This is a genomic window from Cytobacillus oceanisediminis, assembly GCF_022811925.1.
In the GTDB taxonomy this organism is placed as follows: domain Bacteria; phylum Bacillota; class Bacilli; order Bacillales; family Cytobacillaceae; genus Cytobacillus; species Cytobacillus oceanisediminis_D.
Map to the genome: position 1 here is coordinate 4,832,361 of NZ_CP065511.1, position 26,734 is coordinate 4,859,094.

At 42.3% G+C, this 26,734-nt stretch carries 31 protein-coding genes and 1 pseudogene; 14 read left to right on the plus strand and 18 right to left on the minus strand.

All coding sequences use genetic code 11. The features are described from left to right. Positions 1-146 precede the first annotated feature (146 nt). From IRB79_RS24280 to IRB79_RS24300, 5 genes are all read left to right on the plus strand, one after another. The gene (locus IRB79_RS24280) at positions 147-920 is read left to right on the plus strand and encodes an SDR family oxidoreductase (RefSeq protein ID WP_243505693.1); all 774 of its coding nucleotides are present in this window, start codon (positions 147-149) and stop codon (positions 918-920) included. A gap of 43 nt (positions 921-963) precedes the next feature. Next, the gene (locus IRB79_RS24285; RefSeq protein ID WP_243505694.1) at positions 964-1,413 is read left to right on the plus strand and encodes a hypothetical protein; all 450 of its coding nucleotides are present in this window, start codon (positions 964-966) and stop codon (positions 1,411-1,413) included. Then, positions 1,413-2,441: an alpha/beta fold hydrolase gene (locus IRB79_RS24290; RefSeq protein ID WP_243505695.1), complete on the plus strand. Its 1,029-nt coding sequence runs from the start codon at positions 1,413-1,415 to the stop codon at positions 2,439-2,441. The genes IRB79_RS24285 and IRB79_RS24290 overlap by 1 nt, the downstream gene beginning before the upstream one ends. 330 nt (positions 2,442-2,771) lie before the next feature. Then, a complete protein-coding gene (locus IRB79_RS24295) occupies positions 2,772-3,302 on the plus strand; it encodes a phosphatase PAP2 family protein (protein ID WP_243505698.1) in 531 nt (176 codons plus the stop codon). 100 nt (positions 3,303-3,402) lie between these two features. Further along, on the plus strand, positions 3,403-3,924 hold the full coding sequence (locus IRB79_RS24300; protein WP_243505699.1) for a MerR family transcriptional regulator: 522 nt from the start codon (positions 3,403-3,405) through the stop codon (positions 3,922-3,924). Between the two features lie 41 nt (positions 3,925-3,965). Here the strand turns inward: IRB79_RS24300 and IRB79_RS24305 are convergent, their stop codons facing one another. The 4 genes from IRB79_RS24305 to IRB79_RS24320 all read right to left on the minus strand — a co-directional run bounded on the left by IRB79_RS24305 (position 3,966) and on the right by IRB79_RS24320 (position 8,254). Then, a complete protein-coding gene (locus IRB79_RS24305; RefSeq protein ID WP_243509645.1) occupies positions 3,966-4,562 on the minus strand; it encodes a sulfite oxidase-like oxidoreductase in 597 nt (198 codons plus the stop codon). Between the two features lie 96 nt (positions 4,563-4,658). Continuing rightward, on the minus strand, positions 4,659-5,969 hold the full coding sequence (locus IRB79_RS24310; protein WP_243505700.1) for a Na+/H+ antiporter family protein: 1,311 nt from the start codon (positions 5,967-5,969) through the stop codon (positions 4,659-4,661). A 314-nt stretch (positions 5,970-6,283) separates the two neighbouring features. Beyond that, the gene (locus IRB79_RS24315; protein WP_243505701.1) at positions 6,284-7,786 is read right to left on the minus strand and encodes a leucyl aminopeptidase; all 1,503 of its coding nucleotides are present in this window, start codon (positions 7,784-7,786) and stop codon (positions 6,284-6,286) included. A 90-nt stretch (positions 7,787-7,876) separates the two neighbouring features. Further along, positions 7,877-8,254, minus strand: a complete 378-nt coding sequence (locus tag IRB79_RS24320) for a DUF309 domain-containing protein (RefSeq protein ID WP_243505702.1) — start codon at positions 8,252-8,254, stop codon at positions 7,877-7,879. 134 nt (positions 8,255-8,388) lie between these two features. On the opposite strand from IRB79_RS24320, the gene IRB79_RS24325 reads away from it, so the two are divergent. The 4 genes from IRB79_RS24325 (at position 8,389) to IRB79_RS24340 (ending at position 10,457) form a co-directional block, all read left to right on the plus strand. Beyond that, the gene (locus IRB79_RS24325; RefSeq protein WP_243505703.1) at positions 8,389-8,649 is read left to right on the plus strand and encodes a hypothetical protein; all 261 of its coding nucleotides are present in this window, start codon (positions 8,389-8,391) and stop codon (positions 8,647-8,649) included. Between the two features lie 53 nt (positions 8,650-8,702). After that, positions 8,703-9,053 carry a hypothetical protein gene (locus IRB79_RS24330; RefSeq protein ID WP_243505705.1) on the plus strand — a complete coding sequence of 117 codons (351 nt, stop codon included), beginning with the start codon at positions 8,703-8,705 and terminating at the stop codon, positions 9,051-9,053. A 126-nt stretch (positions 9,054-9,179) separates the two neighbouring features. After that, complete coding sequence (locus IRB79_RS24335; RefSeq protein WP_243505707.1) at positions 9,180-9,656, plus strand: divergent PAP2 family protein; 477 nt, start codon at positions 9,180-9,182, stop codon at positions 9,654-9,656. Between the two features lie 15 nt (positions 9,657-9,671). Then, on the plus strand, positions 9,672-10,457 hold the full coding sequence (locus tag IRB79_RS24340; protein WP_243505709.1) for a cobalamin-binding protein: 786 nt from the start codon (positions 9,672-9,674) through the stop codon (positions 10,455-10,457). Positions 10,458-10,507: 50 nt separating this feature from the next. Here the strand turns inward: IRB79_RS24340 and IRB79_RS24345 are convergent, their stop codons facing one another. The 5 genes from IRB79_RS24345 to IRB79_RS24365 form a co-directional block, all read right to left on the minus strand. Further along, the gene (locus IRB79_RS24345) at positions 10,508-11,224 is read right to left on the minus strand and encodes a 3D domain-containing protein (RefSeq protein WP_243505714.1); all 717 of its coding nucleotides are present in this window, start codon (positions 11,222-11,224) and stop codon (positions 10,508-10,510) included. Positions 11,225-11,417: 193 nt separating this feature from the next. Next, positions 11,418-11,741, minus strand: a complete 324-nt coding sequence (locus IRB79_RS24350; RefSeq protein ID WP_206840335.1) for a YuiB family protein — start codon at positions 11,739-11,741, stop codon at positions 11,418-11,420. Positions 11,742-11,942: 201 nt separating this feature from the next. Next, complete coding sequence (locus IRB79_RS24355) at positions 11,943-12,068, minus strand: YuiA family protein (RefSeq protein ID WP_019380032.1); 126 nt, start codon at positions 12,066-12,068, stop codon at positions 11,943-11,945. A gap of 159 nt (positions 12,069-12,227) precedes the next feature. Beyond that, positions 12,228-12,719: an NUDIX domain-containing protein gene (locus IRB79_RS24360; RefSeq protein WP_243505715.1), complete on the minus strand. Its 492-nt coding sequence runs from the start codon at positions 12,717-12,719 to the stop codon at positions 12,228-12,230. Positions 12,720-12,819: 100 nt separating this feature from the next. After that, positions 12,820-14,037, minus strand: coding sequence for an NAD(P)/FAD-dependent oxidoreductase (locus tag IRB79_RS24365; RefSeq protein WP_243505717.1), 1,218 nt, complete (start codon positions 14,035-14,037; stop codon positions 12,820-12,822). 384 nt (positions 14,038-14,421) lie between these two features. On the opposite strand from IRB79_RS24365, the gene IRB79_RS24370 reads away from it, so the two are divergent. After that, complete coding sequence (locus IRB79_RS24370; protein WP_221879413.1) at positions 14,422-15,420, plus strand: NAD(P)/FAD-dependent oxidoreductase; 999 nt, start codon at positions 14,422-14,424, stop codon at positions 15,418-15,420. A gap of 95 nt (positions 15,421-15,515) precedes the next feature. Here IRB79_RS24370 and IRB79_RS24375 read toward each other — a convergent pair whose 3' ends face one another. After that, a complete protein-coding gene (locus IRB79_RS24375; RefSeq protein WP_221879414.1) occupies positions 15,516-15,878 on the minus strand; it encodes a HesB/IscA family protein in 363 nt (120 codons plus the stop codon). 194 nt (positions 15,879-16,072) lie between these two features. On the opposite strand from IRB79_RS24375, the gene IRB79_RS24380 reads away from it, so the two are divergent. After that, positions 16,073-16,768, plus strand: coding sequence for a DUF2225 domain-containing protein (locus IRB79_RS24380; RefSeq protein WP_243505719.1), 696 nt, complete (start codon positions 16,073-16,075; stop codon positions 16,766-16,768). Positions 16,769-16,811: 43 nt separating this feature from the next. On the opposite strand, the gene IRB79_RS24385 is transcribed toward IRB79_RS24380, so the two are convergent. Continuing rightward, complete coding sequence (locus tag IRB79_RS24385; protein ID WP_009331689.1) at positions 16,812-17,051, minus strand: YuzB family protein; 240 nt, start codon at positions 17,049-17,051, stop codon at positions 16,812-16,814. A gap of 278 nt (positions 17,052-17,329) precedes the next feature. On the opposite strand from IRB79_RS24385, the gene IRB79_RS24390 reads away from it, so the two are divergent. Continuing rightward, positions 17,330-18,397, plus strand: a complete 1,068-nt coding sequence (locus IRB79_RS24390; protein ID WP_243505720.1) for an NAD(P)/FAD-dependent oxidoreductase — start codon at positions 17,330-17,332, stop codon at positions 18,395-18,397. A 362-nt stretch (positions 18,398-18,759) separates the two neighbouring features. Here IRB79_RS24390 and IRB79_RS24395 read toward each other — a convergent pair whose 3' ends face one another. Then, positions 18,760-19,083: a YuzD family protein gene (locus IRB79_RS24395; protein ID WP_243505724.1), complete on the minus strand. Its 324-nt coding sequence runs from the start codon at positions 19,081-19,083 to the stop codon at positions 18,760-18,762. Between the two features lie 182 nt (positions 19,084-19,265). Between IRB79_RS24395 and IRB79_RS24400 the strand changes: the two are divergent. Then, positions 19,266-19,487, plus strand: a pseudogene (locus IRB79_RS24400) (NifU family protein); the annotation flags it as partial. A gap of 46 nt (positions 19,488-19,533) precedes the next feature. On the opposite strand, the gene thrB reads toward IRB79_RS24400, so the two are convergent. The 5 genes from thrB to yutH all read right to left on the minus strand — a co-directional run bounded on the left by thrB (position 19,534) and on the right by yutH (position 25,072). Further along, positions 19,534-20,469 (minus strand): homoserine kinase, encoded by a 936-nt coding sequence (gene thrB, locus IRB79_RS24405; protein WP_243505726.1) that lies wholly within the window; start codon positions 20,467-20,469, stop codon positions 19,534-19,536. Next, the gene (gene thrC, locus IRB79_RS24410) at positions 20,466-21,527 is read right to left on the minus strand and encodes a threonine synthase (RefSeq protein ID WP_243505727.1); all 1,062 of its coding nucleotides are present in this window, start codon (positions 21,525-21,527) and stop codon (positions 20,466-20,468) included. The genes thrB and thrC overlap by 4 nt, the downstream gene beginning before the upstream one ends. Beyond that, positions 21,524-22,822, minus strand: a complete 1,299-nt coding sequence (locus IRB79_RS24415) for a homoserine dehydrogenase (protein WP_243505729.1) — start codon at positions 22,820-22,822, stop codon at positions 21,524-21,526. The genes thrC and IRB79_RS24415 overlap by 4 nt, the downstream gene beginning before the upstream one ends. A gap of 207 nt (positions 22,823-23,029) precedes the next feature. After that, positions 23,030-23,992 carry a 2-hydroxyacid dehydrogenase gene (locus IRB79_RS24420; RefSeq protein WP_243505731.1) on the minus strand — a complete coding sequence of 321 codons (963 nt, stop codon included), beginning with the start codon at positions 23,990-23,992 and terminating at the stop codon, positions 23,030-23,032. Between the two features lie 72 nt (positions 23,993-24,064). Further along, positions 24,065-25,072, minus strand: coding sequence for a spore coat putative kinase YutH (gene yutH, locus IRB79_RS24425; RefSeq protein WP_243505732.1), 1,008 nt, complete (start codon positions 25,070-25,072; stop codon positions 24,065-24,067). Between the two features lie 257 nt (positions 25,073-25,329). Here yutH and IRB79_RS24430 point away from each other — a divergent pair, with 257 nt between their 5' ends. Continuing rightward, entirely contained in the window at positions 25,330-25,833 is a 504-nt protein-coding gene (locus IRB79_RS24430) for a phosphatidylglycerophosphatase A family protein (RefSeq protein ID WP_243505733.1), read from the plus strand. A gap of 32 nt (positions 25,834-25,865) precedes the next feature. On the opposite strand, the gene IRB79_RS24435 is transcribed toward IRB79_RS24430, so the two are convergent. Next, entirely contained in the window at positions 25,866-26,633 is a 768-nt protein-coding gene (locus IRB79_RS24435; RefSeq protein ID WP_243505735.1) for a TIGR01457 family HAD-type hydrolase, read from the minus strand. Positions 26,634-26,734 lie beyond the last annotated feature (101 nt).

The window sequence follows — 26,734 nt, forward strand, 5'->3', positions numbered from 1 at the left end:
TTATCTGTTTTTATCTTCCTTATACATTTTGGGACAAGGCAAATATACAATTTAAGCACCACATGGGGTTAACTTGTCTATACTATATCGAAGTCTATTTTAAATCAGTAGGATTGATTTTTAATAACACTAAGGGAGGGATAACGATGGAATTGAACCAGTTATTTCATTTAGGCAATAAGACAGCAATTGTAACAGGAGGAGGACGCGGACTCGGGGAGCAAATGGCAAATGCGCTTGGGGAAGCAGGAGCAAATGTTGTCGTCTGCTCACGCAGCATTGAAGCATGTGAGCATGTCAGAAAAAATCTTGAAGCAAAGGGAGTTAAATCTCTGGCAATTGAATGTGACATAACCATTGAAGAAGACATTCAAATGGTCATCAGCAAGACCTTAGAGACATTTGGGAGCATCGATATTCTCATTAATAATAGCGGAACATCCTGGGTTGCACCTTTCCTTGAACTGCCTTCAGATAAATGGGACAAAGTCATGAATGTGAATTTAAAGGGGCTGTTTTTATTTTCACAGGCTGCGGCACAAGTGATGACGAAGCAGGGCAGCGGCAAAATCATCAATATTTCTTCAGTAAGTGGAATGAGGGGTACTCATTCCGCATTTCTTGATGCAGTTGCCTACAGTACAAGTAAAGGAGCCGTTATCGCACTTACAAAGGATTTAGCTGTAAAATTGGCCCCCGCCGGCATTCAAGTGAACGCTATTGCTCCAGGTTTCTTTCCTACCAGAATAACAAAGGTCCTGGAAAAATCGAGTTCAGTTATTCTCAGAAAGATTCCTGCCGGAAGATTTGGAAGTGAACAAGACTTAAAAGGAGCAGCTGTCTTTTTATCATCCAAAGCGTCTGATTACGTGACAGGTCAGGTTCTAGTCGTAGATGGAGGAATGACAGTTTCCCTCTAAGTCCGTTGATTTCCTGGTTGACTTCATAGAAAGGAGAATGTTTATGTCTATTAACCATACCGAAGCCCTATTACAGGCAATAAAAAAGTTAGGGACAAAAGTGGAAAGAGAACTGAATGATTCCATTCAGAACTCTATTAACAAAGAAGAAATATTTAAAAATCTAATCACCCGTTCCGAGGTGACCGCAGCAAGCATGAAAAAACTCCAGGAAGCCATTGAGACACTATCCATCCCTCTTAATTTCCCTACCAAGACTGACGTGTCAAACGCAGCAAAATTAACTGTGCAGGCTGAAGAAAAAATGGACCTGATTGACGAAAAAGTCATGGCTTTGGCTAAATCAGTGGAGGAAATAAAAAAGGCACTTGTCAGCCCTGCCGCGAATTCTCAAGCGGACCCAGATAATATTCTTCAAGTCTTATCTGATTTAAAGCAGTCGCTGGATCAGGAATTGGAATCTTCCAGCAGCAGTGAAAGCGCGGGAAAATAATGGAACAAAATACCACTTCCAAAAAACTGCATGGATTCTTTAAGACCATTCTCCAGCCCGATCCGGAGACCAATTCAACTCCAAGGACCGCAGTTTGGAAAAGAAATAAGGCTACACTCTGGCACTATGCCCCTTCCAGTAAAAAATACAAAATTCCGGTTTTCCTTGTATATTCGCTCGTCAATCAGCCCTTTATTTTAGATCTTGGTCCACAGAACAGTTTAATTGAGGCTCTGGCCAACAGCGGATACGATGTCTACTTGCTGGATTTCGGGATTCCGGGCTATGAGGACAAAGAGATTACGATGGACGATTATATTACTGAATACATCCGGAAGGGGGTAAAAAGAGCTTTATATCACGCCAAAGCAGAAGAAATAACCGTCATGGGCTTTTGCCTGGGCGGCACTTTTGCAGCCATTTATGCGGCCATTGCGGATGCGCCGGTCAAAAACTTAGTATTGTCTGTCGCACCGGTTGACTTCAGCGTCGTCCCTGTCTTTGATAAATGGGCAGAAGAATTGCGGAATGGAGAAGGCAGCCTGGACCCCATTTTTGAAGCATGGGGAATTATACCCGCCTTTGCCATCAAATCTGGTATGCGGCTATTTACTTCACCCGTTTATTACTCTCCTTATTTATCGCTTCTGGCCAGAGCCGACGATGAAGCATACGCCTCCCGGTGGAAACGTTTCAGCCACTGGACCGATGGCCATATTCCATTTGCCGGGGCAGCACTAAAGCAAATCAATCATGACCTTTTGAAAGAAAATAAGCTTGTGAATGGCACATTAACCGTCGGTGAAAGGAAGGCGGTGCTAAGCAATATCAAAGCCAATTTACTCGCTGTCGCTTCGGATAATGACCGCCTTGTTCCAAAAGAGCAGATTCTTCCGGTCATGGACCTCGTGTCAAGCGCTGATAAAACTTTTCATTTGCTTCAGGGGGGGCATGCCAACCTTACTTCAGAAGGAAAAGTTCCTGACTACATGGACAAATGGCTGTCATCAAGATCAGGACAAATATAATATTCATTCCCCTGCAACTGCAGGGGATTCACTTTTAAAGGAGGTATCTTAATGATTTTCTGGAATTTTCCAAATTATATTATATGCGACCACACTATCAGTGCCTATATGGGTTTCGCTTCATTTGTGTTTAAAGACTTATTCTATGTATAGCTTTTAAAACCATGCAATTGCTGCATGGTTTTATTTTTTTAATGTCTTTACTCAAATTGTGTTTTTAAGTGCAGAGTTGCAAATAATAAGAAAATGAACAAAAGGCAGAAGTCCCTTCCAAAATGAGAGCCTGACAGCAGGAATCTGCCTAATGACAAGAGCAGAAGGAGACTATTAATGGACATAAAGATTTTCAAAGCAATCAACCGATTGTCCGGACGTATTGCTTTCATGGACTTTTTAATGATTCTTATATCAAATAGGGCAAGGTATTTATTTTTATTCGTACTGGCATGCATGTGGCTGGCAAAAGGCCCCTCCAAAACAGCCGCGAAAAAGGCTGCTGCAGCTTCCCTGATCGCTATCCTGGTAAATAAGATCATTAAAATTTGTTATTTTAAGCCCCGCCCCTTCATAAAAAACAAGGTTGGCATATTGATCCCAGCCAAAAGAGATTCTAGTTTTCCAAGCAAACATACAGTGGTGTCGTTTGCTGCTTCTATTGTCATTTTTTACGGCAATCGATTTATAGGTCGTATTTTGCTGTGGGTTTCAGCCCTTACAGGCTTCGCTCGTATCTGGGCTGGCCACCATTACCCTTCTGATGTAATAGGCGGTGCAATTATTGGCGGTGCAATAGGCTGGATGACAGAAAAATGTTTACATCTGAATTCAAAAGCAGGAAATCAGGATTATAAAAAAATGTAAAATCCGCACTATCTTTGCCGAAAGAAAACTTGTTTTGTCAGCCGGGAAGGACTTCCCGTTATCCGGATAGAATCCATTGTGAAAACGGGAGGGGATCAGAATGAATACAAGTGCTGCTGCCAAATTGTTAGGAGTTTCGCCAAGCACTATTCAGCGATGGGTTAAACAACTGGGACTCCAGACGGAACGGAATGAACTAGGCCATTACTTATTTACGGAAGAAGACATCAACCTGCTTAAGCAGGTGCAGGATCAGCTTAACCAGGGGATTATATTGCAGGACGTTACGGTAAATGGAAAAAAGGCCAGAAAAGGTACGGTACAGGGAGAAACAGCTGAAACAGCCATGGAGAAAATTTATTTGAAGATCAGTGAGCTTGAGCAGCGGCTGAACGGAAAAGCGGATGATGTTGTCTCCTATCAGCTGCTGCAGCACCGCAGCGAAATAGAAGAGCTGCAGAAAGAGAATGCACGCCTGCTTAAACGGATTGAGGTTCTTGAAGCCAGGACAGCTGCAAAAAGCCGAAGCATCCCCGCTGACACCCTTCTGGTTTTTGATCAGGAGAAGCCCAGGAAGAAATTAAAAAAGAAAAATATTTTTACTATGCTATTCGGATTTTAATAGGCATAAAAGCGTTACGTGATGTAACGCTTTTATGTTGATTAATCATCCCAGCTGAATCGCTGCTCACGAAAGGGGTCACCATAGTTATGATAGCCGTTTTTCTCCCAAAAACCAGGCTTGTCAATTTCAGAAAACTCGATGCCTCTAATCCACTTTGCGCTTTTCCAGAAATAAAGATGAGGAATTACGGCTCTTAGAGGAAACCCATGCTCAGGAGTCAGGAGCTCACCGTTATGAGTATGGGCAAGAAGGCTAGTGCCTTTTAGAAAATCTTTAATGGGAAGGTTGGTGGTCCATCCTTCTTCCGCATGGAGGATTACAAATTGTGCAGTTTCTCTTACACCTGCCTGCCTGGCAATCTCAGCGGCGGAGACTCCCTCCCAAACATTATCAAGCTTTGACCAGCCCGTAACACAGTGGATATCATTTTTGTACTGTGTCTGAGGAAGGTTCATTACCTCCTCATGCGAAAGGGATAATTCCTTTTCCACTTCCCCAAATATCTGCAGATTCCATTCCTGCATATCCTTATAGTGCGGAACATTTCCATAATGCAGTACAGGAAAGGCCGTCGTCACATTTTGATTTGGCGGTACCCGGCTTGAGGTCGGTTTTCTGATTTTCCCAAAATACACTGAAGCCACCTCAGTTCTTTTTCCTTTATCGTACCCTACTTTACGGACTGATAAAAGCAATGAGAAAGCAGCCCCCTTTAAGGAAGCTGCTTAAATTTATAAGATAATTGCCGCCAGCCATCCAAACAGGATGAGCGGAATATTGTAGTGAAGGAATGTTGGCACACAAGTATCCCAGATGTGATTGTGCTGTCCATCTGCATTCAAGCCCGCTGTTGGACCCAGTGTGCTGTCTGACGCAGGCGAACCGGCATCTCCAAGAGCAGCGGCTGTCCCTACTAGGGCAATAGTTGCCATCGGGCTGAATCCAACCTCTAGTGCAAGCGGCACAAATATGGTTGCAATAATCGGGATGGTTGAGAATGAAGATCCAATCCCCATCGTAACAAGTAAGCCGACAAGAAGCATAAGCAATGCTGCAAGTGATTTATTATTGCCGATGATTCCTGCCGCTTGTTCAACAAGGCTTTCAACATCGCCTGTTTCTTTTAATACATCTGCAAATCCAAATGCAGCCAGCATAACAAATCCAATAAACGCCATCATCTTCATACCCTCTGTTAAAAGCTGATCTGCCTCGTTCCATTTAATTGCACCGCTGATATAAATAACTAAAATACCTGTCAGCGCCCCAAAGATCATCGAATCCAGCTGCAGCTGTACAATGAGAGCTGCTGCAATCGCAATGAGAGAAAAAATAATGCCCTTTTTGGAATAATTGCCTTTCTCCGTCTCAATTAATTCTGATGGACGATAATCCCTTTTTTTACGGTAAACAAATAATGCAACTAAAAGACCAGCTGCCATACCGGCTACAGGAATAAGCATAGCCTTCGGGATGTCTGCCATTTCCACTGCCAATCCGCTATTCTCCATATTTTCTGCGAGTATTCCGTGGAATATTTGGCCAAATCCTGCAGGCAGCAAAATATACGGAGCTGTCAAACCAAATGTCAAAACAGATGCTATCAGACGGCGGTCCATTTGCAGCTCATTCATAACCTTCAATAAAGGCGGAATTAAAATCGGAATAAACGCGATGTGAATCGGAATCAGATTTTGAGAAAAAATAGACATTAATAAAATGGAAAATATGATGAGTGCCTTTGATAATGCTTTCCCTCTCGATTCCCCGTCTTTCCCGACCTTTGCCAGGACCCAATCCACCAATAGATTCGGAAGTCCTGTTGCGGAAATGGCTAAGGCAAATCCGCCCAATAACGCATAACTTAATGCAACCTCCGCACTGCCGCCAAGCCCATTTGAAAAAACTTCTATTGTTTTATCTATGCTTAATCCGCCTGCCAGCCCGCCTGCCAATGCGCCCGCCACAAGGGCAAGAACCACATTGACACGCAGAAGGCTGAGAACAAGCATGATCAAAACTGCAAGTATAACTGCATTCATGATGCAACCCTCTTTCTGTACTTATGTTTCATTATACTTTACTGTGCTAAATCGGTAGAGAACTAAAACACAAGTATTAAACTATCATACTTCTACTTTTCTTGTCAATGATTTCGGGCAGATTCAGAAATGGGAGTTTGCGCCAGACGCTGTGTTGGCCGGTATTTTTAGGAATTAGCCGGTAAATCGAGGGTTTTGGCCGGTATTTCAGGTTAACCGGCCGGTAAAGTTCATTTCTTACAGTTCCATTGCGAATTCAAGCTAAAAAACTGCATAAAAAAACTCCGGATCTCTCCAGAGTTCTGAATTCATCTTTATTTTGCTTCAAATCTTTCAACCAGCAGTGCCAATGTACGCACCATAACGCCTGTCGCGCCGTCTGGTCCAAGATCATGGCTTTTAGCTGTTGTCGCTGTACCTGCAATATCAAGATGCACCCATGGTGTGTCTTCGGCAAATTCACCGACAAATCCTCCGCCCATAATGGCATGGCCGGCACGTCCAGGCGAATTGTTCAGATCTGCAACCTTGCTGCTTCTGATTCTTTCTTTATCTTTTTCAAAAAGAGGCAGACGCCAGATTGGTTCGCCAGCTTCATAGGATGCTTCCAGCACCTGCTCAAACCACTCTTCATTATTGGTTAATGCACCTGTTGTTTCTTCCCCCAGTGCAACAATGACACCGCCAGTCAGAGTTGCAACATCCACCAGGTAATCTGCTCCATGATGCTTTGCATATGTTACCGCATCAGCAAGAGCCAGACGCCCTTCTGCATCCGTGTTAAGGACTTCAATGGTTTTCCCGCTCATGGATGTGATGACATCATCCGGCTTAAACGCTGTTCCGCTCACCATATTATCTGTAGAAGGAATAACAGCGACAACATTTTGTTCAGGCTTCAGTTCGCCGATGATTTCCATTGCGCCAAGCACAGCCGCTGCACCGCCCATATCTGTTTTCATCCCGACAATGCCATCCTTCGGTTTAATGGAATAGCCTCCTGTATCAAAGGTAATTCCTTTGCCCACCAGGCCGATGACATCCTTCCATTCTTCCTTGCCCTGATATTTTATGACAATCATCTTAGGAGGCTCTGCTGATCCCTGATTAACTGCCAAAAGAGCACCCATGCCAAGCTTAAGCATGTCCTCTTTTTCAAGGATTTCCACTTCAAATCCGTATCTCCATGCCAGTTCAGAAGAGTAATTTGCCAGGTCAGTGGCGGTCAGCATATTGCCTGGCAGATTGACTAATGTACGGGCTGAGTTCGTTCCTTTCCCGTGGGCATACCCTACTGTAAGGGAGGCTTTTACATCTTCCTCATCTGCGGCTTCACAAAAAACGGCTATACTTTCAATATCTTTTTCCGGTTCATTCGATTTCTGTTTGTAATCTTCAAACTTATAGGTGGAAAGGGCAAACGCCTCGCTGGCTGCATGGGCTGCATCAAGCGCATCTACATTTCCTCCAATAAATGTATCAAGATAAACACCGGCATTTTGAAGCTTGGACGACTTCACTTCCTTAAATGCCCGGCCCAATGCTTCACGCAATTCTTCAAAGCTGAATTCTTTTTCTTTTCCAAGACCTACTGTTATTAATCGTTTTGCACCTATTTTTCCAAAAGTATGTATTTTTGCAATGGCTTTTTTCTTGGCAGAAATATCCCCGCTTTTCACCAGCTCTGTCAGATGGCCATCAAATTGTTCATCTGCACGGGCCAGCACACCTTCAAACCTGGCTGGTTTATCGAAGACACCAACGATCAGGCATTCCTGTTCGGCTGAGAAGTCAATTTCTTTCTTGACTGAAAACATTCTCGCACCCCCATAATATATTTTTCATCTTATTATATCGAAAATATTGAATTATTTCGACTATCTAATTTTATGATGTTTCTACTTTTGCTAATCTTCCAAATATAGCACCAGCTGCGGCAGTTTAGGAAGAGTTTCTATCATTTCAAATGGGAGCCGATCGATATCTTCCGGAAAAATAGAGAGGCATTCTTCAATAAACCCATACACATGCTCAAGATTAATCCCCCAGTGTTCAGGCCGGTAAGACTGCAAGTATTCCTGTGCCGCCTGCATCATCAGCCTTGCTCCTTTGACATTGCCGTATTCATAATGATAGATGCTGACACTCATTTGCAGCAGACCTTTCAGAAATAGATTGCCTTTGTCAGTCATCCACATTTCCTCAAGAAGATCATGGCATGTGTAATAGTCACCTTCATTGAAACTGACAAAAAATTCGTAGTATTCAAGAGGATAATCTTCCATGAAATCACCCCATGTTCAGGACTTCCTATCAATTTCATTTTAACAAAAAGGATAGAGATTATCCTATATATACAATCCTTAAGTATATTCTTTAATTATTGGGTAAAGAAAATAGAGACAGAAAGGAGAATGTTATGGATCCTCTATTATTTACCGCCTTTGCAGCAGGATATATCCTGCTGTTTTTCTGGGCGCTAAGCGCTGTAAAAGACAGCGGCCCCATTAGTGCTGCTTTCCTGCTTCCTGTTCTTCTCGGATTAATTTACGATAACGGAATTCTGGCTGCTGGCCGTTTTATCGGGGAGGGCAATACTTTAAAGCATCTGAATTATGCCCGTTTTGGATTCACGCCTTTTTCACGCCACTGCTTGTCCTTTACTCCTGGAATACTTTAAAACAAGCAGATTTAGAATCGGCCAAAACAGGCACATTTAAATGGATTGCCTATTTGCTTACTGCAGGATTAATTATTCTGGAACTTACTGCTGAGGTATTCGGACTTAAACTGGAAGCAAAGTGGGAATATGGTGTTCTTAGCTATTCAAATACAGAGACGCAGGGTGGCCCTCCCATTATGGTGCTGATTGTATCTGCTGTGCTGCTTGCGGCATCTGTTGTTATTTGGCGCAAACAGGGCTGGTTCTGTTTTTTTGCCGGATCTGTATTGATGATTATCGGAAGCGCCATTGATATTCCAATTGAAAGTGCAGCTGCCGTGAATGCCTTTGAATGGCTTCTTTTGTTTTCACTGACAGCAACAGCTTATTTTCAAAAAAAGCATCGATTAACAAAAACTTAAAATAGATCAGCTTGCAGGAAGGAACAATCTGTTGGAGAATATTAGTTAGTATAGCTTTCGACGTTCCCGAAACTGCATATTTGAAGCTGCAAGGGGAGTATCATACAACTTAGGAGGTGGTCTCATATGGAATTATTGACAAATTTTCCTTTATGGTCTGCTTTGGCAGCCATCTTCTTTGCCCAATTTGTAAAAGTGCCCATTCAATTTATTGCCACCCGAAAAGTGGATTGGTCCCTTTTGACAAGTACAGGCGGAATGCCAAGCTCACACTCAGCAGCAGTAACTGCCCTTTCAACCGGAGTGGCACTAGAGACTGGAATAGACTCCGCTGTATTCGCTGTCTCAGCAGTATTTGCCATTATCACGATGTTTGATGCTACAGGAGTGCGACGTCAGGCTGGGGAACAGGCAATTGTATTAAACCAGCTTGTTGCCGACTTCAATAAATTTGTTGAAGAAGCAAAGACATGGCAGAAGAAAGAAGAACAAGAAAAACAGAAAGAATTGAAGGAGCTGCTGGGCCATAAGCCGATAGAAGTTCTATTTGGCGGCCTGACTGGAATCCTATTAACTTTAGGACTTCATTATTTATTTTCCTGAAGGTTGTGATTTGAAGTGAAAATCCTTTCCTTATGCCCAAGCAATACGGAATTAGTGGAATACTTGGGTTTTACTGATATGCTCGCGGGGGTGGATGATTATTCGGATTGGCCCGGCCAAATCTCCAAGCTGCCCCGGCTTGGCCCTGACTTGTCTATTAATATGGACAAAGTGGAGGAAATGAAGCCTGATCTTGTGCTGGCATCCCTTAGTGTACCCGGCATGGAAAAGAATGTAGCAGAGCTAGAAAAAAGGCAGATTCCCCACATTGTTTTAAATCCTCAAAGCCTGGCAGATATTGAACAGGACCTGGTTTTTGCTGCTGAAAAAATCGGGAAGCCTGAAAGAGGCATTTTGGCTGCTAAAGAGTTTGCGGGAAAAATAGAGGAACTTAAGCTCATCTCAAGCAGGATTGAAAAAAAAACCAGCCTCTATTGGGAATGGTGGCCCAAGCCCGTATTTACACCCGGCAAGGTCAATTGGCTGACGGAAATCAGTGAAATTGCCGGTGGAATGAATTTATTCAGGGATGTTGAGCTTGCAAGTGTCCAGACTGATTGGGATGATGTCCTGAATCGGCAGCCGGATTATATCTGTCTCGCCTGGGTCGGTGTCAGAAGAGAAAAGGTAAAGGCGGAAATTGTCCTGAAACGTCCAGGCTGGAGTGAAATGGAAGCTGTTAAGCAGAACAGAATCCTGGTTCTGGAAGAAGAACTTTTTTGCAGGCCTTCACCACGGCTAATTGAAGGAGCCATAAAATTAGCTAAAAAGATCCACCCGCAGGCATTTTCTATGTTATAAAAATAAAAAGGCAAATCCGATTATTTTCGCGGATTTGCCTGCATTCCGAATTATTTTTTCTCAGATTTAATATATTGCTGTCTAAAAACCTGCATGGATTCATTTTCATTCAGTAATTTTAATTCTTCTTCCGTCAGGGTTCCATCGCCCATTTCAACGATGTAAACATCGAGCGTTTTCTTTCCCCAGTTATTATAAACATCATCTACTGTTTCATAATAAAGGTCCAATTTATTCCCTTTAATGGCGCCGCCTTTATCTGCTACAACACCATATCCATAATCAGGGATAAACAAAATCGTTCCAATCGGAAAAACATTCAAATCTGCTGCGACTGTAGAGTATAAATCTCTTTTTACTTTAACGCCTGAGTATGTAATGCCAAAGGACGGATGATCCGGATTTTTGCCTGTCGACTCGTAAAATGCCGTATATCCAGTAGCTATTACTTGTTGTTTCTGATACTGCGACCAGTCAATCGATTCTTCCAGTGTCGGCGGCTGTTCACTTGCCACAGCTTCACTCGCAGAAATCTTAGGCTCCAGACTCACTGCCTGCTTTAAAAACTTAAATGCTACGCCAACCGATTTTAATGTATGGTCAAACTTTGAATTTCCATCCTCGTCAGCTTGTTCAGCATCACTTTGATGCAGCTGAACAATTGATCGTGCTTCCACTCCGGAAATCGAATGGAAAGTTGTCAATAACGCGCCTATAAATAAGGCTGACATTACCGAACGTTTCATCCATATTTTTAATTTGCTCATCTATTACACTCCTCCCAAAGTTATTCATTTCCCATCTTCGAGAGAAATATTCATAACTTATGGGAGCGGAAGCCTCCGAGCATCCATTTTCAGAAAGGCTAAAGCCAGTAATACCATAGGCTTGGGCGATTTGATCACACTAATCAAAAAAAAATAAAAAATCCCTGCCGTCAGCAGAGATTTCATAACAAATTTAAAACATCCGATATCCTTTTTTACGGAGCAGCCTAATCGTAATTCCGGCAACGATGGCGCCTGCCATTCCACTGCTTAATATGAGGATGTCAGCCAGAGCGAGGCTGGACAATTCAACACCAAGACTGGAAAACGATTCCCCCGGGTTTTGAAAATATTCAATAAAACGAACTTTATCGATGATAAAGATGGCGATAATAGGATAAATAATGGCCATGATCCAAGACATTCTTAACAGCATATTTAATATAAAACCTATCCCAAAAAACAGCACAAAAAATAGAAGCATCGAAATAGGCAAAACGAAAATCGTCATTTGCATGAACTTGTTTCCTCCCTTAGCACATCAATATTTAGTGTACTTTAATGTGGATTGGGGAGTCAACAAGAAAAGCGGAAGCGCCTTGCCCATCCCCCGGACACCTCGAGGGGGTAGGCTGCTTGTGCTAGACAGTTAGCTAATTTCAGAATTTATACATTCTCTTTTGAAAAGAAAAACTTCGCATTCCGCGAAGTTTTTGGTTTATTCCTTTTTCTTTCCTGTACCTCCGCAGCAGCTGCAGGTTTCAGATCCACCTAACAATAATTGGAAATACCCTTTCCCTGAACAATACATACACTCTTTATTTTCATAATTCTTAGCTGTCATTTCATTCATCTCCTTTGAATTTTGTAACTGAATTTTCTGATAATATATCAAGGATATGAATAAATGAAAAGCTCCATATTTCATGAAAAACTATCGTTGGAAACGCATACAAGCATTGTTTGCTTCTATTTTCTCGTTCTATCTCTAAATTTCAGAAAATTATAAAAATAGTTTATATGCTGTGTATCCGAAAGTATCTCCCGGATTAATGCCATTAATCAAAGGCTTTGTAGAGGAATCAGAAGAATCTAATATGTATTTTAAAAGAACTGATCCATCCGGGTCATTAGCCAGCTCTTTCGGATCACGATACTGCACGTCAAAAAGTTCACTTTCCTGAACTTTTAATGATTGTCCAGGCTCTGCTTCAAGCAAAAACAAAACCATATTATCGCTGACTTCCCCTTTGATAACACCTGTACGCAATCCAAGCAAGCCTTTCACTGAACATTTGATTCCCGTCTCTTCTTCTACTTCACGCACTGCAGCTTCATCAGCAGTTTCGCCTGGTTCCACAAACCCTGCAGGCAGAGACCATTTGCCTTTAAGGCCTCCGTATTTCTTTTTAACGACAAGCCAGTTGCCTTCTGGGGAAATAACAAGCCCAGAAACCGCAAGCCAGACTTTTCCCCTTTTATGTTCGACTCCCATCCGAAAACCCCCTTTTACATAAATTCTACCACGAAAAATCTCCATTAAAATAGGGACAGACTATAGAGTCCATCCCCTTATATAAATGATAGCTGATTTATTAAAGAACGTTGAATTTACCTTTTTTCAATACAAGTGATGGTCCCCCAACCATGTAAAGAGCACGGTTATCGATCATCTTCTTCATGAATGAAGCTTTAGTACCAACCATTTTCTTGCCGAATGCAACACCGATCGCATCGTGTTCACCAAGAGAACAAACAGTACCTTTAATATCTGGAGTAAATGTTTCAAGTTCAGTTTTATTGCGGATTAATGCAGTAATGTTTCTTGCACATACTTCACCCTGCTGCATAGCAATTTGTGCAGTAGGAGGGTATGGACGGTTAATTTCTTCATTGATGATTAATGAGCAGTCGCCGATGATAAACAGATTATCATGGCCAGGAGCACGCAAATCAGGCTGAACTTTTACACGGCCGCGCATTGCTTCGATGCCGGAATTTTCAATAATAGAATTTCCGCGCACACCTGCAGCCCAGACAACAGTTGCAGCTTTGATTTCTTCTACTTCATCTTCGCCCTTACCAACGATGATGCCTTCAGGCGTAGCTTCCTTAATAGCTGTTCCAATCATGAATTGTACGCCTTTTTTCTCCAGGTGAGATACAGCGTAATTAACAAGCTCAGGATCGAAGCCAGGAAGAACCATTGGCGCTGCTTCCACGCAAATGATTTTCACTTTGTGGTAGTCTACATCGTACTCTTTGCAAAGCTCAGGAACACGGTTTGCCAATTCTCCAAGGAATTCAATGCCCGTGAAGCCTGCACCGCCGACAACTATTGTAAGGCGCTCGTCTTTTTTCTCGGCGTCTGTATTGTAAGTAGCAAATTGATATTCAATATGCTCACGGATCTGACGCGCAGCATTTACATTGACAATAGAAAATGCATGTTCCTTAAGTCCTTTAATACCGAATGTTTCCGGCTCGGCTCCAAGAGAAACAACTAGATAATCATAGTCAATTTCGCCATTTTCCAAAATGACTTTCTTATCTTCTGTTTTAATTTCAAGAGCAGTTCCCTGAACGAATTCAACTTTGTTGCGGTCAATAACATCTTTTATATCATAGCGTACACGATCGTGATGAAGTGTTCCGGCTGATGCTTCATGCAGCCATGTTGTTTCATAATGGTAGTCATTCTTGTTCACTAAAACGATTTCCGCTTCGTTAGTTCCTACAGATTTCTGCAAACGGGTTGCAACCATCAAACCGCCGTAGCCTGCACCGAGGATAACAATCTTTGGCTTTCTCAAGTGTATCACTTCCACCTTTTTTAAGTATTTTCTAATGTTTTCTTATCTTCCACTGCTTTATATTTTTTATAGCAAAAAACATAAAAAAACTTTGTGATGTTATTCACGAATCAGTTCAAAAAAACTCAATAAAATTGTCATAAAATATTAACATTATTCCTCCATTACATCTTATTCTACTTCATATAGTTTTTCAAGCCTAAAAAAATAGACGAAAAACTTAAAAATCTCAGGATAACTTAAAAGAATATACGTGTTTTTAATTCAGGGTTTTCATTTGAAATCTTCCAATTATTCATAATATTTACCTCGATTGATGAGGTTTTAAACGATTTATGTTAGAATAAAGAGTGGAATTTCAATACATACGTGGGGGGATATTGCATGAAAGAAGATCAAAAAGTGTATGACATAACCATCATTGGCGGGGGGCCAACTGGTTTATTCACTGCTTTCTACGGTGGCATGAGACAAGCATCAGTAAAAATTATTGAAAGCTTGCCACAGCTTGGGGGACAATTATCTGCTCTTTATCCTGAAAAATACATATATGATGTTGCCGGCTTCCCGAAAGTCCGCGCCCAGGAATTAATTGATAACCTTAAGGAACAAATGGCTAAATTCGAGCCCACTGTATCACTTGAACAATCTGTTGAAAAATTAGAGAAACAAGCTGACGGAACATTTAAGCTTACAACCAATAAAGAAGTGCATTACTCAAAAACCATCATTATCACTGCCGGCAATGGCGCGTTCCAGCCTCGCCGTCTTGAACTTGACAGCGCAGCTCAATACGAAGGCAAGAACCTTCATTACTTCATCGATGATTTAAATCAATTTGCCGGCAAGAAAGCAGTTGTTTTCGGAGGCGGGGATTCTGCAGTAGACTGGGCATTAATGCTTGAGCCTATCGCTGAAAAAGTAACGATTATTCATCGCCGCGATAAATTCCGCGCGCATGAGCACAGTGTAGAAAATCTGCAGAACTCTAAAGTCGAAATCAAAACACCTTATGTGCCTGCTGAGCTTATCGGTGACAGCGAAGGAATCAAACAAGTCGTACTTGAAGGTGTTACTTCAAAGGAAAAAGAGGTATTCGATGTTGATGCTGTGATCGTAAACTACGGATTCGTTTCCTCCCTTGGCCCAATTAAGGAATGGGGTCTTGAAATTGAAAAAAACTCCATTGTTGTTAACTCAAGAATGGAAACAAATATCGAAGGCATCTATGCTGCCGGTGATATCTGCACATACGATGGAAAAGTGAAGCTTATTGCCTGCGGTTTCGGTGAAGCGCCAACTGCAGTGAATCACGCAAAATCCTACATCGATCCAAAAGCGAAAGTCCAGCCAATGCACAGCTCTTCCATGTTTGGCAAATAAGATATGAAAAGGACGGCCCTTCGGGGACCGTCCTTCTTTGAGGCAGCTATTCGAAAATCAGTTCAGTAACTGTCTAGAAGCTTTAAAGGCAGTATTTAGCACTCTTCCGGAGTACCTGTATTTGAAGCGGTACGGAAAGAGGATCCACAGCCGCAGGATGCAATGGCATTGGGATTGTCGATTGTGAATCCGCCGCCCATCATAGATTGTTTGTAATCAATTTTTGTGCCTTTTAAGATAGGGGCGTCTTCCTTGCTGACAAGAACCTGGATACCATAGTGATCTGACTGGATATCATCTTCCTCTACTTCATGGGCAAACCCCATTCCATAGGAAAGTCCGCTGCACCCGCCTCCTTTAACGGCTACACGCAAGAATGCATCTTCTTCCTCATTTTGTTTCATCATTTCTTTTATATGCAAAGCTGCTGCTTCTGTTATATCCACAACTTGTTCCATGTTATTCCCTCCTGTCCATGTAAGGATACTTCTATATTCATAGTATATACAGTAAAGTGTATGTGCTCAACTTAAGAGACTTTTTCTTTTTATTGTTTTTTCTGAACACTGCATAATAAATAGTTCTTTACACCCTGAATCTAGGTGAAACATGGTACAATAGTCATAATAGTTATCTTCGGAGGTGGCATTCTATGCAGCAATTAAAGCCTACTTATGATAAAAAATGCAAATGCAGAGTCTGCAAAAAGAGTTTCACCACAAAAAAAATCCGCTCCCGATTTGTAAAAGCATCTAATTATGACAGTGATTTTTGCCCAAATTATTCTGATGAAAGCATGAATCCTCTTTTATATCATATTTATACTTGTCCGCATTGCGGCTACTCAGAATCTGAGGACTTTTCCCCTTATTTCCCGCCAGGAGCCCTGGATATGATCAATTCTAAAGTTGTGGATGCCTGGATACCCCAGGATTATTGCCAGGACCGCACCATCACTGCTGCAATCAACACCTATAAGCTGGCTATTTATTGCGGAACTTTAAAAAGGGAGAAGCATATTATTATGGCTGGTTTATATGTCAGACTGGCCTGGCTCTGCCGGAGTATAAAGAATGATAATCAAGAACAGCGATTTTTAAAGCTTGCTCTAAAAGAATATTCGGAGTCTTATATGTCAGATGATTTTAAAGGATCATCCATTTCTGAAACGAGGATTTTCTATCTGATCGGAGAGCTATCCAGAAGGACATATCAGTCCGAACAGGCTGTTAAATACTTTTCGAAAGTAATTGAACTGCAAAGCCGCTCCACTGAACTTAAATTAATTGAAATGGCAAGAGAACGATGGTATGAAATGAGATATGAACAAAAAGCTGATGCTAAATAAGGAAAAAAGAAAAGGAGCGAATTTATATCGCTCCTTTTCTATATTAAAACATCGGATTTTCATCCAGATATTGATATATATTTTCAACCAGTTCATCTGGTGTTTCTCCAGTAACCACTTCTCCGTTCACAAGCGCAAAAAGAGTGCTTGCACATTTGCCGCAATACCCGAGACAGCCATATTCGATGACATCCAGATCATAATCCTTTTCCAGCTTTTCCAGCGCTTTTTGAGATCCGCTGGCCAAATTGCTGATGCAAAATTCGATGATTGGCTTAATCACATCTTTCACCTCTCTACCCTGTTAATGCTACCTTTTTTACTTGAATTCTGCAAGAAATGGATTCCTTTCTCTCCTTTAAAAGTGCACATATTTACCACTTCATGTCGTTTATTGTCAAGTTTCCTGCTGATATGTGTTGTGATTTTGACACAATTTCGTTATACTTTTTATGGGTTTGAGGTTATTAATATCATTTATTTATTTTTTTAAGATAACTAATTAACGTTTATTTGAGTTCGGATAAAGTAAACAGTACGGACATAAAGGGGAAATATACTATGAAAAATCTTGTGATACTTGGCGGAGGTTATGGCGGTATGAGGGCGCTTGCACGACTTTTGCCTAATCAGCTTCCTGATGATGTCTCCATTACACTAATAGATCGTGTGCCTTATCATTGTTTAAAAACTGAATATTACGCTCTTGCTGCAGGTACCATTTCTGATCAGCATGTGCGTGTATCCTTCCCTGAACATCAAAGATTGACCATAAAATACGGTGAAGTGACAAAAATCAGCATCGAGGAAAACAAGGTATATCTTCAGGGTGAAGAGCCTGTTTCATATGATGATATAATAATAGGCCTTGGATGCGAAGATAAGTACCACAATGTTCCAGGAGCCGACATTCACACATATAGCATTCAAACAATTGAAAAATCCCGCAGAACGTATGAAGCTTTAAATAATCTATCACCAGGCTCTGTTGTTGGAATTGTCGGTGCAGGACTAAGCGGAGTGGAACTGGCTTCTGAATTAAATGAAAGCCGTCCAGATTTGAAAGTCAAATTGTTCGATAGAGGGAAGCATATACTGTCTGCATTCTCTGAAAGATTAAGCACGTATGTAGAAAATTGGTTTTTAGAACATAATGTAGAAATTATTAACCAATCAAATATTACTAAAGTAGAAGAAAAAACCCTTTATAATCATGACGAAGCCATCCACTGTGATGCCATCGTATGGACCGCCGGCATCCAGCCGAACAAAGTGGTTCGTGATATGAATGTGGAAAAGGATCAGCAAGGACGCGTAGTTTTAACCAAGCATCACAATATCCCTGGAAATGAACATGTCTATGTGGTAGGGGATTGTGCAAGCCTTCCGCATGCACCAAGTGCCCAGCTTGCTGAAGGGCAGGCAGAGCAAATCGTTCAAATCCTGTTGAAACGCTGGAAAGGTGAAGAACTCCCTGAAACATTGCCAGTAATCAAGCTAAAAGGAGTTCTTGGATCACTGGGCAAAAAGCACGGATTCGGTCTAGTCGCAGAACGCCCTATCACAGGACGCGTTGCCCGCCTGCTAAAATCAGGGATTTTATGGATGTATAAATATCATAATGGTTAAGAGGGCCCATTGCGGGCTCTTTTTTTACGCTTTAACCCCAAATAGCGGATAACGATAGAGATTAATTCATATTTGCACCATGACTTAGCTGAAAAATTGATTTGAAGGGAAGTGACCGATAAATCAAAAAACTGACCGATATTTATGGTAAACTGACCGATAAAATCAAAATCTGACCGATATTCTTGTATAAATGCTGGAGAGAAGAAAATTTGACTACAATATCCAGAAGAAAACAAAAAATTTAAATCACTACCGTCAAAAAACGATAAAATCTAACCTCTAGCGCAGCAGAATCAGCTGATATTATAAAAATCTTTCCAAATAAAAAATGAGCATCCCTTTCGATGCTCATTTTTTTATTAAACTGCCTGGTATCCGTACTTTTCCATTTCCGCATAGATCGTTTTTAATTTCGGATTGCCTTCACCGACAATTTCTTCCTCAATCAGGACAACCGGGTAAAACATATCCTCCTCTATCACTCGCAAGGCGAACTCCTTTTTGTCCTCTTCTTCGGGCGGATTATGAATGTCAACATATACGATTTTAAAAGGCTGATTGGCGAATTTGCGGGATACTGCCGCCTCCAGCCATTCGTATGTCTCCTTGGATGATGGCAGATTCACACAGCTTGGACAAAGCTGCTCCGCACCATACACAGTGATTTCAATTTCTTTTTTCAATCTTCTCTCCCCCTATGCAAAACTTGTTCTTATCTTCATTTTACAACATTAACAAAGAGCAAACCTAATAAAATATTCTCCTAATGAGTGGAAATTACGCTCTTGGAATAGATTTTTAAGACTGATTTGATTATAATAAATGTATGGAAAGGAGTCGATTTCACATGGCAGAACAAACGACTATGACTGAACAAGTTCAGGAAGTATTAGATAAATTGCGCCCATTCCTTCTTCGCGATGGCGGGGACTGTGAATTGGTGGATGTTGAAGATGGCATCGTTAAATTGCGCCTTCTTGGTGCATGCGGCAGCTGCCCAAGTTCAACGATTACGTTAAAAGCCGGTATTGAGCGCGCTCTTTTAGAAGAAGTACCTGGTGTAGTCGAAGTAGAACAAGTATTTTAATTTTACCTTACAAAAAGCGATGTCGGCATGACATCGCTTTTTTTATTTATACTATATGGCCGACTTCCAGCTCAGTTAGGCTTTTTTTTAAAACAGTGCTGCCTTCCTGATCAATTTTAAGGAAAAGGATTTCCATTTCCGGGAGAACCCGCTGAAGCCCTTCATCCACTGCTGGAGCACATTCTGGCTCAGCAAGGCAGAGAACCGCCGGTCCAGCACCGCTTAAGGCAACTCCAAATGCTCCGAGTCCAGGTGCTGCTTTTTCTATGACTTCCAAATGCGGAACCATTTTCTTTCGGTAAGGATGGTGGAATAAGTCTTCACTCATCATCTTGCCTGCCAGGGAATAATTCCCGCTAAGCAGTGCTGCTACCATGACATTGCCGACTGCCCCAGCCTGTACGGCTTCTTTAAAAGACCATTCTTCAGGCAGGACGCCTCTGGATTCCTTTGTAAGGAGCTCTTCTTTTGGCACCACTGCTATAACATCAAATTTTATATTTTTAATGCTTTGAACAGATACCTCTTCCTCTGACATACAGCCAATGACAAGGCCTCCGAGAAGGGAAGCTCCTGCGTTATCAGGATGCCCCTCCATTCGTGATGACAGCTCCAGCTTTTCATACTGGCTCAGCTGAAGGCCGCAAAACACGTCAGCCAGTTCAATTCCCGCTACAATGGCAGCAGCGCTTGATCCAAGTCCCCTTGTTAGGGGGATATCACTTGAAATGCGGGCTTTGCATCCTGGAAGCTCTCTTCCGTACTTCTTTGCGGTATCCATTGCAACTTGAAAAATAAAATTCGTTTCATCTGAAGGGTAGATGCTTAGCGGCTCTGATAAAGGAACCATTTCAAACTTATCTGCCCTCTCGGCTTCAAGCGTCAAATATAAATTTAAGGCGAGGCCGATCGAGTCGAAGCCAGGCCCGAGATTTGCCGTGCTGCCCGGTACTTTGATGACAACCATTTCACCTTCGCTCATATGTGAACGGCTCCCTTGATATGATCTGCTACTGCTTTTTCATCGTTAGGCAGCGAAACTGGTTTAACAGGGCTGCAATCAATGGCTGTATTAGGATCCTTCAGTCCGTTCCCAGTCAGGATGGCCACAATCTTTGTTTTATGCGGAATCTCCCCATTGCGCAGCTGTTTATATACCCCCGCAAGCGAAGCACATGAAGCTGGCTCAGCAAAAATCCCTTCAGATGAAGCAAGTTTACGATACATGCATAGAATCTCTTCGTCGCTGACTTCATCAATTTTTCCATTTGATTCAGACAGGGCTGCATTGGCTAAGTGCCAGCTCGCAGGATTTCCGATTCGGATGGCTGTGGCAATCGTTTCGGGATTTTCAAACACACGGTTATGAACGATGGCCGCTGCCCCTTCAGCCTGTACCCCATGCATTTTCGGAAGTCCTGTACCCCTTGCTTCATTGTATTCTTTAAACCCTTTCCAATAGGCAGAAATATTGCCTGCATTGCCCACAGGCAGAGCAAGGATATCCGGAGCGCCTCCAAGCTGGTCGCAGATTTCAAAGGCCGCTGTCTTCTGGCCCTCAAGACGATACGGATTAACCGAGTTTACGAGTGTAATAGGTTCTGTTTCGCTTATCTTCCGCACCATTGCCAGTGCCTGGTCAAAATTACCTTCAATAGATACGACTTCCGCTCCATACATAACAGCCTGTGCCAGCTTTCCCATGGCGATTTTCCCTTCAGGGATGACAACCACACATCTTATGCCGGCTCTGGCTGCATATGCAGCCGCAGCTGCAGAGGTATTGCCGGTGGAGGCACAGATGATGGCGTCACTTCCTTCTTCTTTTGCCTTTGCAACAGCCATAACCATGCCTCTGTCTTTAAATGAACCTGTTGGATTTGCTCCTTCCGTTTTCACATAGAGGTCAATGCCCCAGTCCCTCGAGAGTTTATCCAGCCTGATCAGGGGAGTGTTGCCCTCATTTAAAGTAAGCATTGGTGTATTTTCATTAACAGGCAAAAAATCTTTATATGTTTTTATAAGGCCTTCCCATCTCATACTCTGGCGCTCCCTTCCACACGATACGAACTTTTGATTGTTTGGACTGCCGGCAAATCTCTTAAACTTACTAAAATATCCTCATAATCCTTTAAAGATGCCTGGTGGGTAACCAGGACAATCTCAGCAAGCCCTTTTTCTTTTAAAGGAAGCTGCAGGATTTTTTCAAAGCTGACATGATGCTCAGAAAAAATGGATGTGATGTTGGCAAAAGTCCCTACCTCATCTTTTACATGCAATCTTAAGAAATACTTCGAATATATTTCATCTGCACCTTTTAATTTCTTATCATATTGAGGGGCTACTGCGCTTTTTCCATTTACGCCAAGACGCATATTTTTCATGACACCAACGAGATCCGATACCACAGCTGTAGCTGTAGGCAGACTACCCGCCCCAGGTCCGTAGAACATCGTTTCCCCTACCGCTTCACCGTAAACATATACAGCATTGTATTCATCCTGAACCGATGCAAGCGGGTGAGACTCGGACAGCAAAGTCGGCTGGACACCTACTTCCACCTTCTCCCCCTCCCGATGGGCAATCCCGATCAGCTTCATCGTGTAGCCAAGCTGCTTGCCATACTGCAGGTCCTCTTCTGTAATCTCCGTAATGCCTTTAACCTTTACGTCATCAAGGTCAATATTCATGGAAAAACCGAGTGTTGACAGGATCGCCATTTTCCTTGCTGCATCAAGGCCCTCCACATCTGCAGTCGGGTCACTTTCCGCATATCCCAGCTCCTGGGCTTCTTTCAGAACTTCCTCATAAGCGCTCCCATTCTTGCTCATCTTTGTCAAAATAAAGTTCGTTGTCCCATTCACAATTCCCATCATTTTTGTAATTCTGTCTGAAGCCAAACCATCTACCAGCCCTCTTAAAATGGGAATGCCGCCGGCAACACTTGCCTCATAAAAGAGATCACATCCGTTTTGCGCTGCAGCAGCCAGCAACTCAGGTCCATAAACAGCCATTAGATCCTTATTTGCCGTCACCACATGCTTGCCATTATCCAAAGCTTTCTTTAAATGATTTCTTGTTTCTTCTATGCCGCCCATTACTTCAATTACTACATCTATATCAGCATCATTTATAATGTCTTCAGGATTTAGCGTCAGCAAATTCCTGTCTACTTTAACGGCTCTTTCTTTATCTACATCTTTAACAAGAACTCTCTTTACAACAACCGGACAGCCGACTTGGTGCATGAGCTTATCCTGATGTTTCTCAATGATTTGCACGACACCCGATCCAACTGTTCCTAACCCTAATAAACCGATTGAGATTGATTCCACGCTAGCTCCCCCTTTAGTGTTCACTATGTAAGTACATTTGTATTTGTATAGTAGACATTATAGGGGTCAAGCGGCATTTTTACAATAGGCAATTTTCCGAAAACAATATGTGGAAGCGCTTAACATACTGTTTTATTGCGCTTTTATTTTTTAATTTTTTTTTATCTATCAATAAAGGCACCCTGCTTTGGGGTGCCTTTATCACTTCTATTTGACCGGTGTCTTCGGTTTCTTTTCTGAAAGGACAAGATCAATGTTTTCCACACACAGCTGCATCATGGCATAGCGCGTTTCTATGCTGGCACTTCCGATATGGGGCATAGCCACCACATTTTTCAGCTCCAACAGCGGGTGGTCTGCACCAATTGGCTCCTCCGCAAAAACATCCAATCCTGCAGCAGCAATCTCTCCTGCATTCAATGCTTCATATAAATCCTGTTCATTTACAACCGGTCCTCTGGAGGCATTCACAAAAACAGCATTGTCTTTCATCTTCTGGAATGCATTTCGGTTAAATAAATTTCTTGTTTCTTCTGTCAAAGGCGTCAGGCAGACAACGAAATCTGAGCGTTCGAGCAATTCATCAAAGCTGACATATTGGGCTCCCAGTTCCTGTTCCGCATCCGGCTTCCTCGAGCGGTTGTGATATAAAATCTCCATATCAAATCCAGCTGCACGCTTTGCAACTGTTTTCCCGATATTCCCCATCCCTACAATACCGATTGTTTTATGATGCACATCCTGACCTGCCAAAAGCAGCGGACTCCAGCTCTTCCAATTGCCTTTCTTCACAAACTCAGCAGCCTCCACCATTCTGCGGGCAGCAGCGAGCACAAGTGCAAACGTCAGGTCGGCAGTTGAATCATTTAATACCTCTGGCGTATTGGTCACCGTGATTCCGAGCCTTTTTGCTGTCTCAACATCCACATTATCATGGCCGACAGCCATATTGGCTATGATTTTCAGCTTCCCTCCTGCTTTCAGAACTTCCTCATTCACCGTCTCTGATAGCATAGTTAAAAGGGCATCTGCTTTTCCCGCCTCTTGTAAGAATACATCGTAAGGAACCGGCACATCTTCCCGATCCCACATTTCAACTGTGTACTTTTCTTTTAAAATGGCAATAACATCTTCAGGCAGCTTCCTGCTGATAAATACGTATGGTTTCATTAATATATCCCCTCTTTACATTCTCAAGCTTATGTTCCTTTCGCCAATAAAGAGGTATTTCCCTGCCTTTTTTCAGCTCTTAATCCAATTCACCAGAGGAATCCGGAGTTTTTTGATGGGAACCTCGGCAAATTCGAAAAAACCGCCCAGAAAACGCTCATGGTCATCAGATTGCCAGAGATACTTCTGCAGGCGCTCCTGAAGCACTAGCTTCTGCTGTTCAGAATCTGCGCCATAATAATTTTCTACTGTTTCAAAATAATGGAGAGGAAATAATAGACGGGCGTAGTATAGCCGCCATGAGAAGGAGGATAATGGCACTACACTTTGATATTCCGATAAAAATTGGCGGAGATCCGGCTGATACGTTTTGATATTATGGAAGTATTTTTCTCTCGTCCATTCCGCCAAATCTCTGGATGAATGGTCAAATACCCAGTCAAATGGATTTTTCATATAATAACTGTCTCCCCAGGTGGCCGATGTTAGTCTTATATGACAAACGGTTCCGCTGTCTGCCATTTCGGGTTCGTCATCAAGCTCTGTATCCACAAGATATTGAATCGAATTTTCAGCCAGCCCCATATAGTATGGAAACGACTCTAAAAACATTCTCTCAAAATCATTTTCAGGTTTTTGGAAAAGCATCTCATTCCACACCTTTTCCATTTGGTCCAGCCGCTGTTCCCAAAGCTGTTTCCACTGCCCGATTCTGCTCGTTTTTTTCACTGGAAAAGAAATGCTCCTGCCTCTGTAATGGAACTTTGCCAGCTTTCGCCCAAACTGATTTTGTTTTCTGCTCAGTGTATGCCGATTAACAAGAATGCAAAAGCGGCTATCGTTCCAATCAATTGACTGTTTGCCTTCCTTCGTCTTCAAAAAAGTGCTTATGTTCCTATCCCCGTTATTGGAAAGGTGTTCAGCCATTTGGTCCAGTTCTTCGAGTTCTTCTTCATCTGTATGCCCCGCAGGCACAAGCAAATAGAGCTGTCCCTGTTTTCGGCACGCATCATATTTTCCGATTCTCATCGTATCCTCTGCTTCTATGCCAAATTGTTCTTTCAAAAGTGTTCTAAACATTATACCACCTCATTTTGGAGAGATCCTTATGGGATATATATGATAGAAGACTTTAAAACTTGTTGTTTTCTTGGATAAGACTGTGTACCATGGAAATGATATAGGAAATGAAATTTTTCCGTTTCAGCGGCAGCGGGCATATTTGATAAAAAAAGGGTATATACATAGTGAAAAGAATCTAAAAGTGCATAACACAGGACCTTACGCTGGGTCTGGACTTTTCCGCAATTATTTAATAACCAGAAAAGGTGAAGCCAATGAGTGAAGAAAAAAAAGTAGTTAACGTTACAGAGCAGACAGCACGTAAATGGCTCCATGAAAGAGGAGTAGAAATTCAGGATATAGCTGATTTAGTGTTCTTCCTCCAAGAGAAATATCACCCCAATTTACAGATGAAAGATTGCATTTATAATGTTGAGCGTGTTTTATCAAAAAGAGAAGTCCAAAACGCCATTTTAACAGGCATTCAGCTTGATATGCTGGCCGAGGAAAAGAAGCTCTTAGAGCCGCTGCAGTCTATTATCGCTACAGATGAAGGTTTATACGGAGCGGATGAAGTATTGGCCTTATCCATTGTAAACGTATATGGTTCCATCGGATTTACCAATTTTGGATATATCGATAAATTGAAGCCTGGCATTCTGAAGGATCTGAACGATAAGAGTTCAGGAAGATGCCATACCTTTCTCGATGATATTGTAGGAGCTATCGCTGCAGCCGCTTCGAGCAGACTGGCACATAGTGCCGAAAATGTGGAATAGAAAAGGATGGAGAGCTATTCTCCATCCTTTTTCTACTTAAAGTCCCAATCCGCTAATGACTCTAGCACAAACTCAGGCTTTTTCTCATACCCCTTCAATAACTCTTTCGTTGTTACACCCGTATGGACAAGCAAGGTATCCATACCGGCATTCATTCCTGCTAAAATATCAGTATCATAGTTATCCCCAACCATCAGGGTTTCTTCCTTAGCTGTTCCCAGCACCTTTAAAGCCTGCTCCATGATAATCGATTCCGGCTTTCCGATAAATACAGGCAGTGTTTGTGTCGATACAGTGATGACAGAGGTTAGTGACCCATTACCCGGAAGCAGCCCTCTTTCTGTTGGAATGGCAATGTCTCCATTTGTGGAAATGAATGCTGCTCCATTCCGGACAGCCAGACAGGCGATGGATAGCTTTTCATAGTTAATCGAGCGGTCAATCCCCACCACAACGTAGTCCGCATGCTCCTCAGCAAAGCTTAGCCCCTTTTCAGCCAGCGCTTCCCGTATTCCTTCTTCTCCAATCACATATACAGAAGCATCTTTTTGCTGTTCATATATGTAGTTGGCAGTGGCCATGCTCGTTGTAAAAACCTGACCCTCTTCGGCAGGGATGCCAAACTTCACAAGCTTATCCGCCACCTGGGCTGGTGTTCTGGACGAATTATTCGTCACAAACAAATATGGCAGATCCAGTTCCCGAAGCTTATTGACAAAATCAGCTGCCTCACTGATCAGCTCTGTTCCTCGATACATGGTGCCATCTAAATCGATTAAGTAACCTTTATATTTTTTCACAGCCATCACTCCCAAATGATCTATGCTTTTATTAGTTTCCCTATAAGTTTTGCTTTTCAACTTGGCTATCACCCATAAAAGCTATCTTAAAGGAACGTGGT

Excerpts from the sequence above, each read along its gene's own strand:
- IRB79_RS24380 (WP_243505719.1), top strand. The coding sequence starts at position 16,073 with ATGCAGCAATTAAAGCCTACTTATGATAAAAAATGCAAATGCAGAGTC.
- IRB79_RS24285 (WP_243505694.1), top strand. The coding sequence starts at position 964 with ATGTCTATTAACCATACCGAAGCCCTATTACAGGCAATAAAAAAGTTA.
- IRB79_RS24310 (WP_243505700.1), bottom strand. The coding sequence starts at position 5,969 with ATGAATGCAGTTATACTTGCAGTTTTGATCATGCTTGTTCTCAGCCTT.
- IRB79_RS24320 (WP_243505702.1), bottom strand. The coding sequence starts at position 8,254 with ATGGAAGATTATCCTCTTGAATACTACGAATTTTTTGTCAGTTTCAAT.
- IRB79_RS24290 (WP_243505695.1), top strand. The coding sequence starts at position 1,413 with ATGGAACAAAATACCACTTCCAAAAAACTGCATGGATTCTTTAAGACC.
- IRB79_RS24390 (WP_243505720.1), top strand. The coding sequence starts at position 17,330 with ATGAAAAATCTTGTGATACTTGGCGGAGGTTATGGCGGTATGAGGGCG.
- IRB79_RS24345 (WP_243505714.1), bottom strand. The coding sequence starts at position 11,224 with ATGAGCAAATTAAAAATATGGATGAAACGTTCGGTAATGTCAGCCTTA.
- IRB79_RS24315 (WP_243505701.1), bottom strand. The coding sequence starts at position 7,786 with ATGTTTTCAGTCAAGAAAGAAATTGACTTCTCAGCCGAACAGGAATGC.
- yutH (WP_243505732.1), bottom strand. The coding sequence starts at position 25,072 with ATGTTTAGAACACTTTTGAAAGAACAATTTGGCATAGAAGCAGAGGAT.
- IRB79_RS24325 (WP_243505703.1), top strand. The coding sequence starts at position 8,389 with ATGGATCCTCTATTATTTACCGCCTTTGCAGCAGGATATATCCTGCTG.
- IRB79_RS24300 (WP_243505699.1), top strand. The coding sequence starts at position 3,403 with ATGAATACAAGTGCTGCTGCCAAATTGTTAGGAGTTTCGCCAAGCACT.
- thrC (WP_243505727.1), bottom strand. The coding sequence starts at position 21,527 with ATGAGATGGGAAGGCCTTATAAAAACATATAAAGATTTTTTGCCTGTT.
- IRB79_RS24420 (WP_243505731.1), bottom strand. The coding sequence starts at position 23,992 with ATGAAACCATACGTATTTATCAGCAGGAAGCTGCCTGAAGATGTTATT.
- IRB79_RS24295 (WP_243505698.1), top strand. The coding sequence starts at position 2,772 with ATGGACATAAAGATTTTCAAAGCAATCAACCGATTGTCCGGACGTATT.
- IRB79_RS24370 (WP_221879413.1), top strand. The coding sequence starts at position 14,422 with ATGAAAGAAGATCAAAAAGTGTATGACATAACCATCATTGGCGGGGGG.
- IRB79_RS24430 (WP_243505733.1), top strand. The coding sequence starts at position 25,330 with ATGAGTGAAGAAAAAAAAGTAGTTAACGTTACAGAGCAGACAGCACGT.
- IRB79_RS24280 (WP_243505693.1), top strand. The coding sequence starts at position 147 with ATGGAATTGAACCAGTTATTTCATTTAGGCAATAAGACAGCAATTGTA.
- IRB79_RS24335 (WP_243505707.1), top strand. The coding sequence starts at position 9,180 with ATGGAATTATTGACAAATTTTCCTTTATGGTCTGCTTTGGCAGCCATC.
- thrB (WP_243505726.1), bottom strand. The coding sequence starts at position 20,469 with ATGAGCGAAGGTGAAATGGTTGTCATCAAAGTACCGGGCAGCACGGCA.
- IRB79_RS24360 (WP_243505715.1), bottom strand. The coding sequence starts at position 12,719 with ATGGGAGTCGAACATAAAAGGGGAAAAGTCTGGCTTGCGGTTTCTGGG.
- IRB79_RS24350 (WP_206840335.1), bottom strand. The coding sequence starts at position 11,741 with ATGCAAATGACGATTTTCGTTTTGCCTATTTCGATGCTTCTATTTTTT.
- IRB79_RS24355 (WP_019380032.1), bottom strand. The coding sequence starts at position 12,068 with ATGACAGCTAAGAATTATGAAAATAAAGAGTGTATGTATTGTTCAGGG.
- IRB79_RS24375 (WP_221879414.1), bottom strand. The coding sequence starts at position 15,878 with ATGGAACAAGTTGTGGATATAACAGAAGCAGCAGCTTTGCATATAAAA.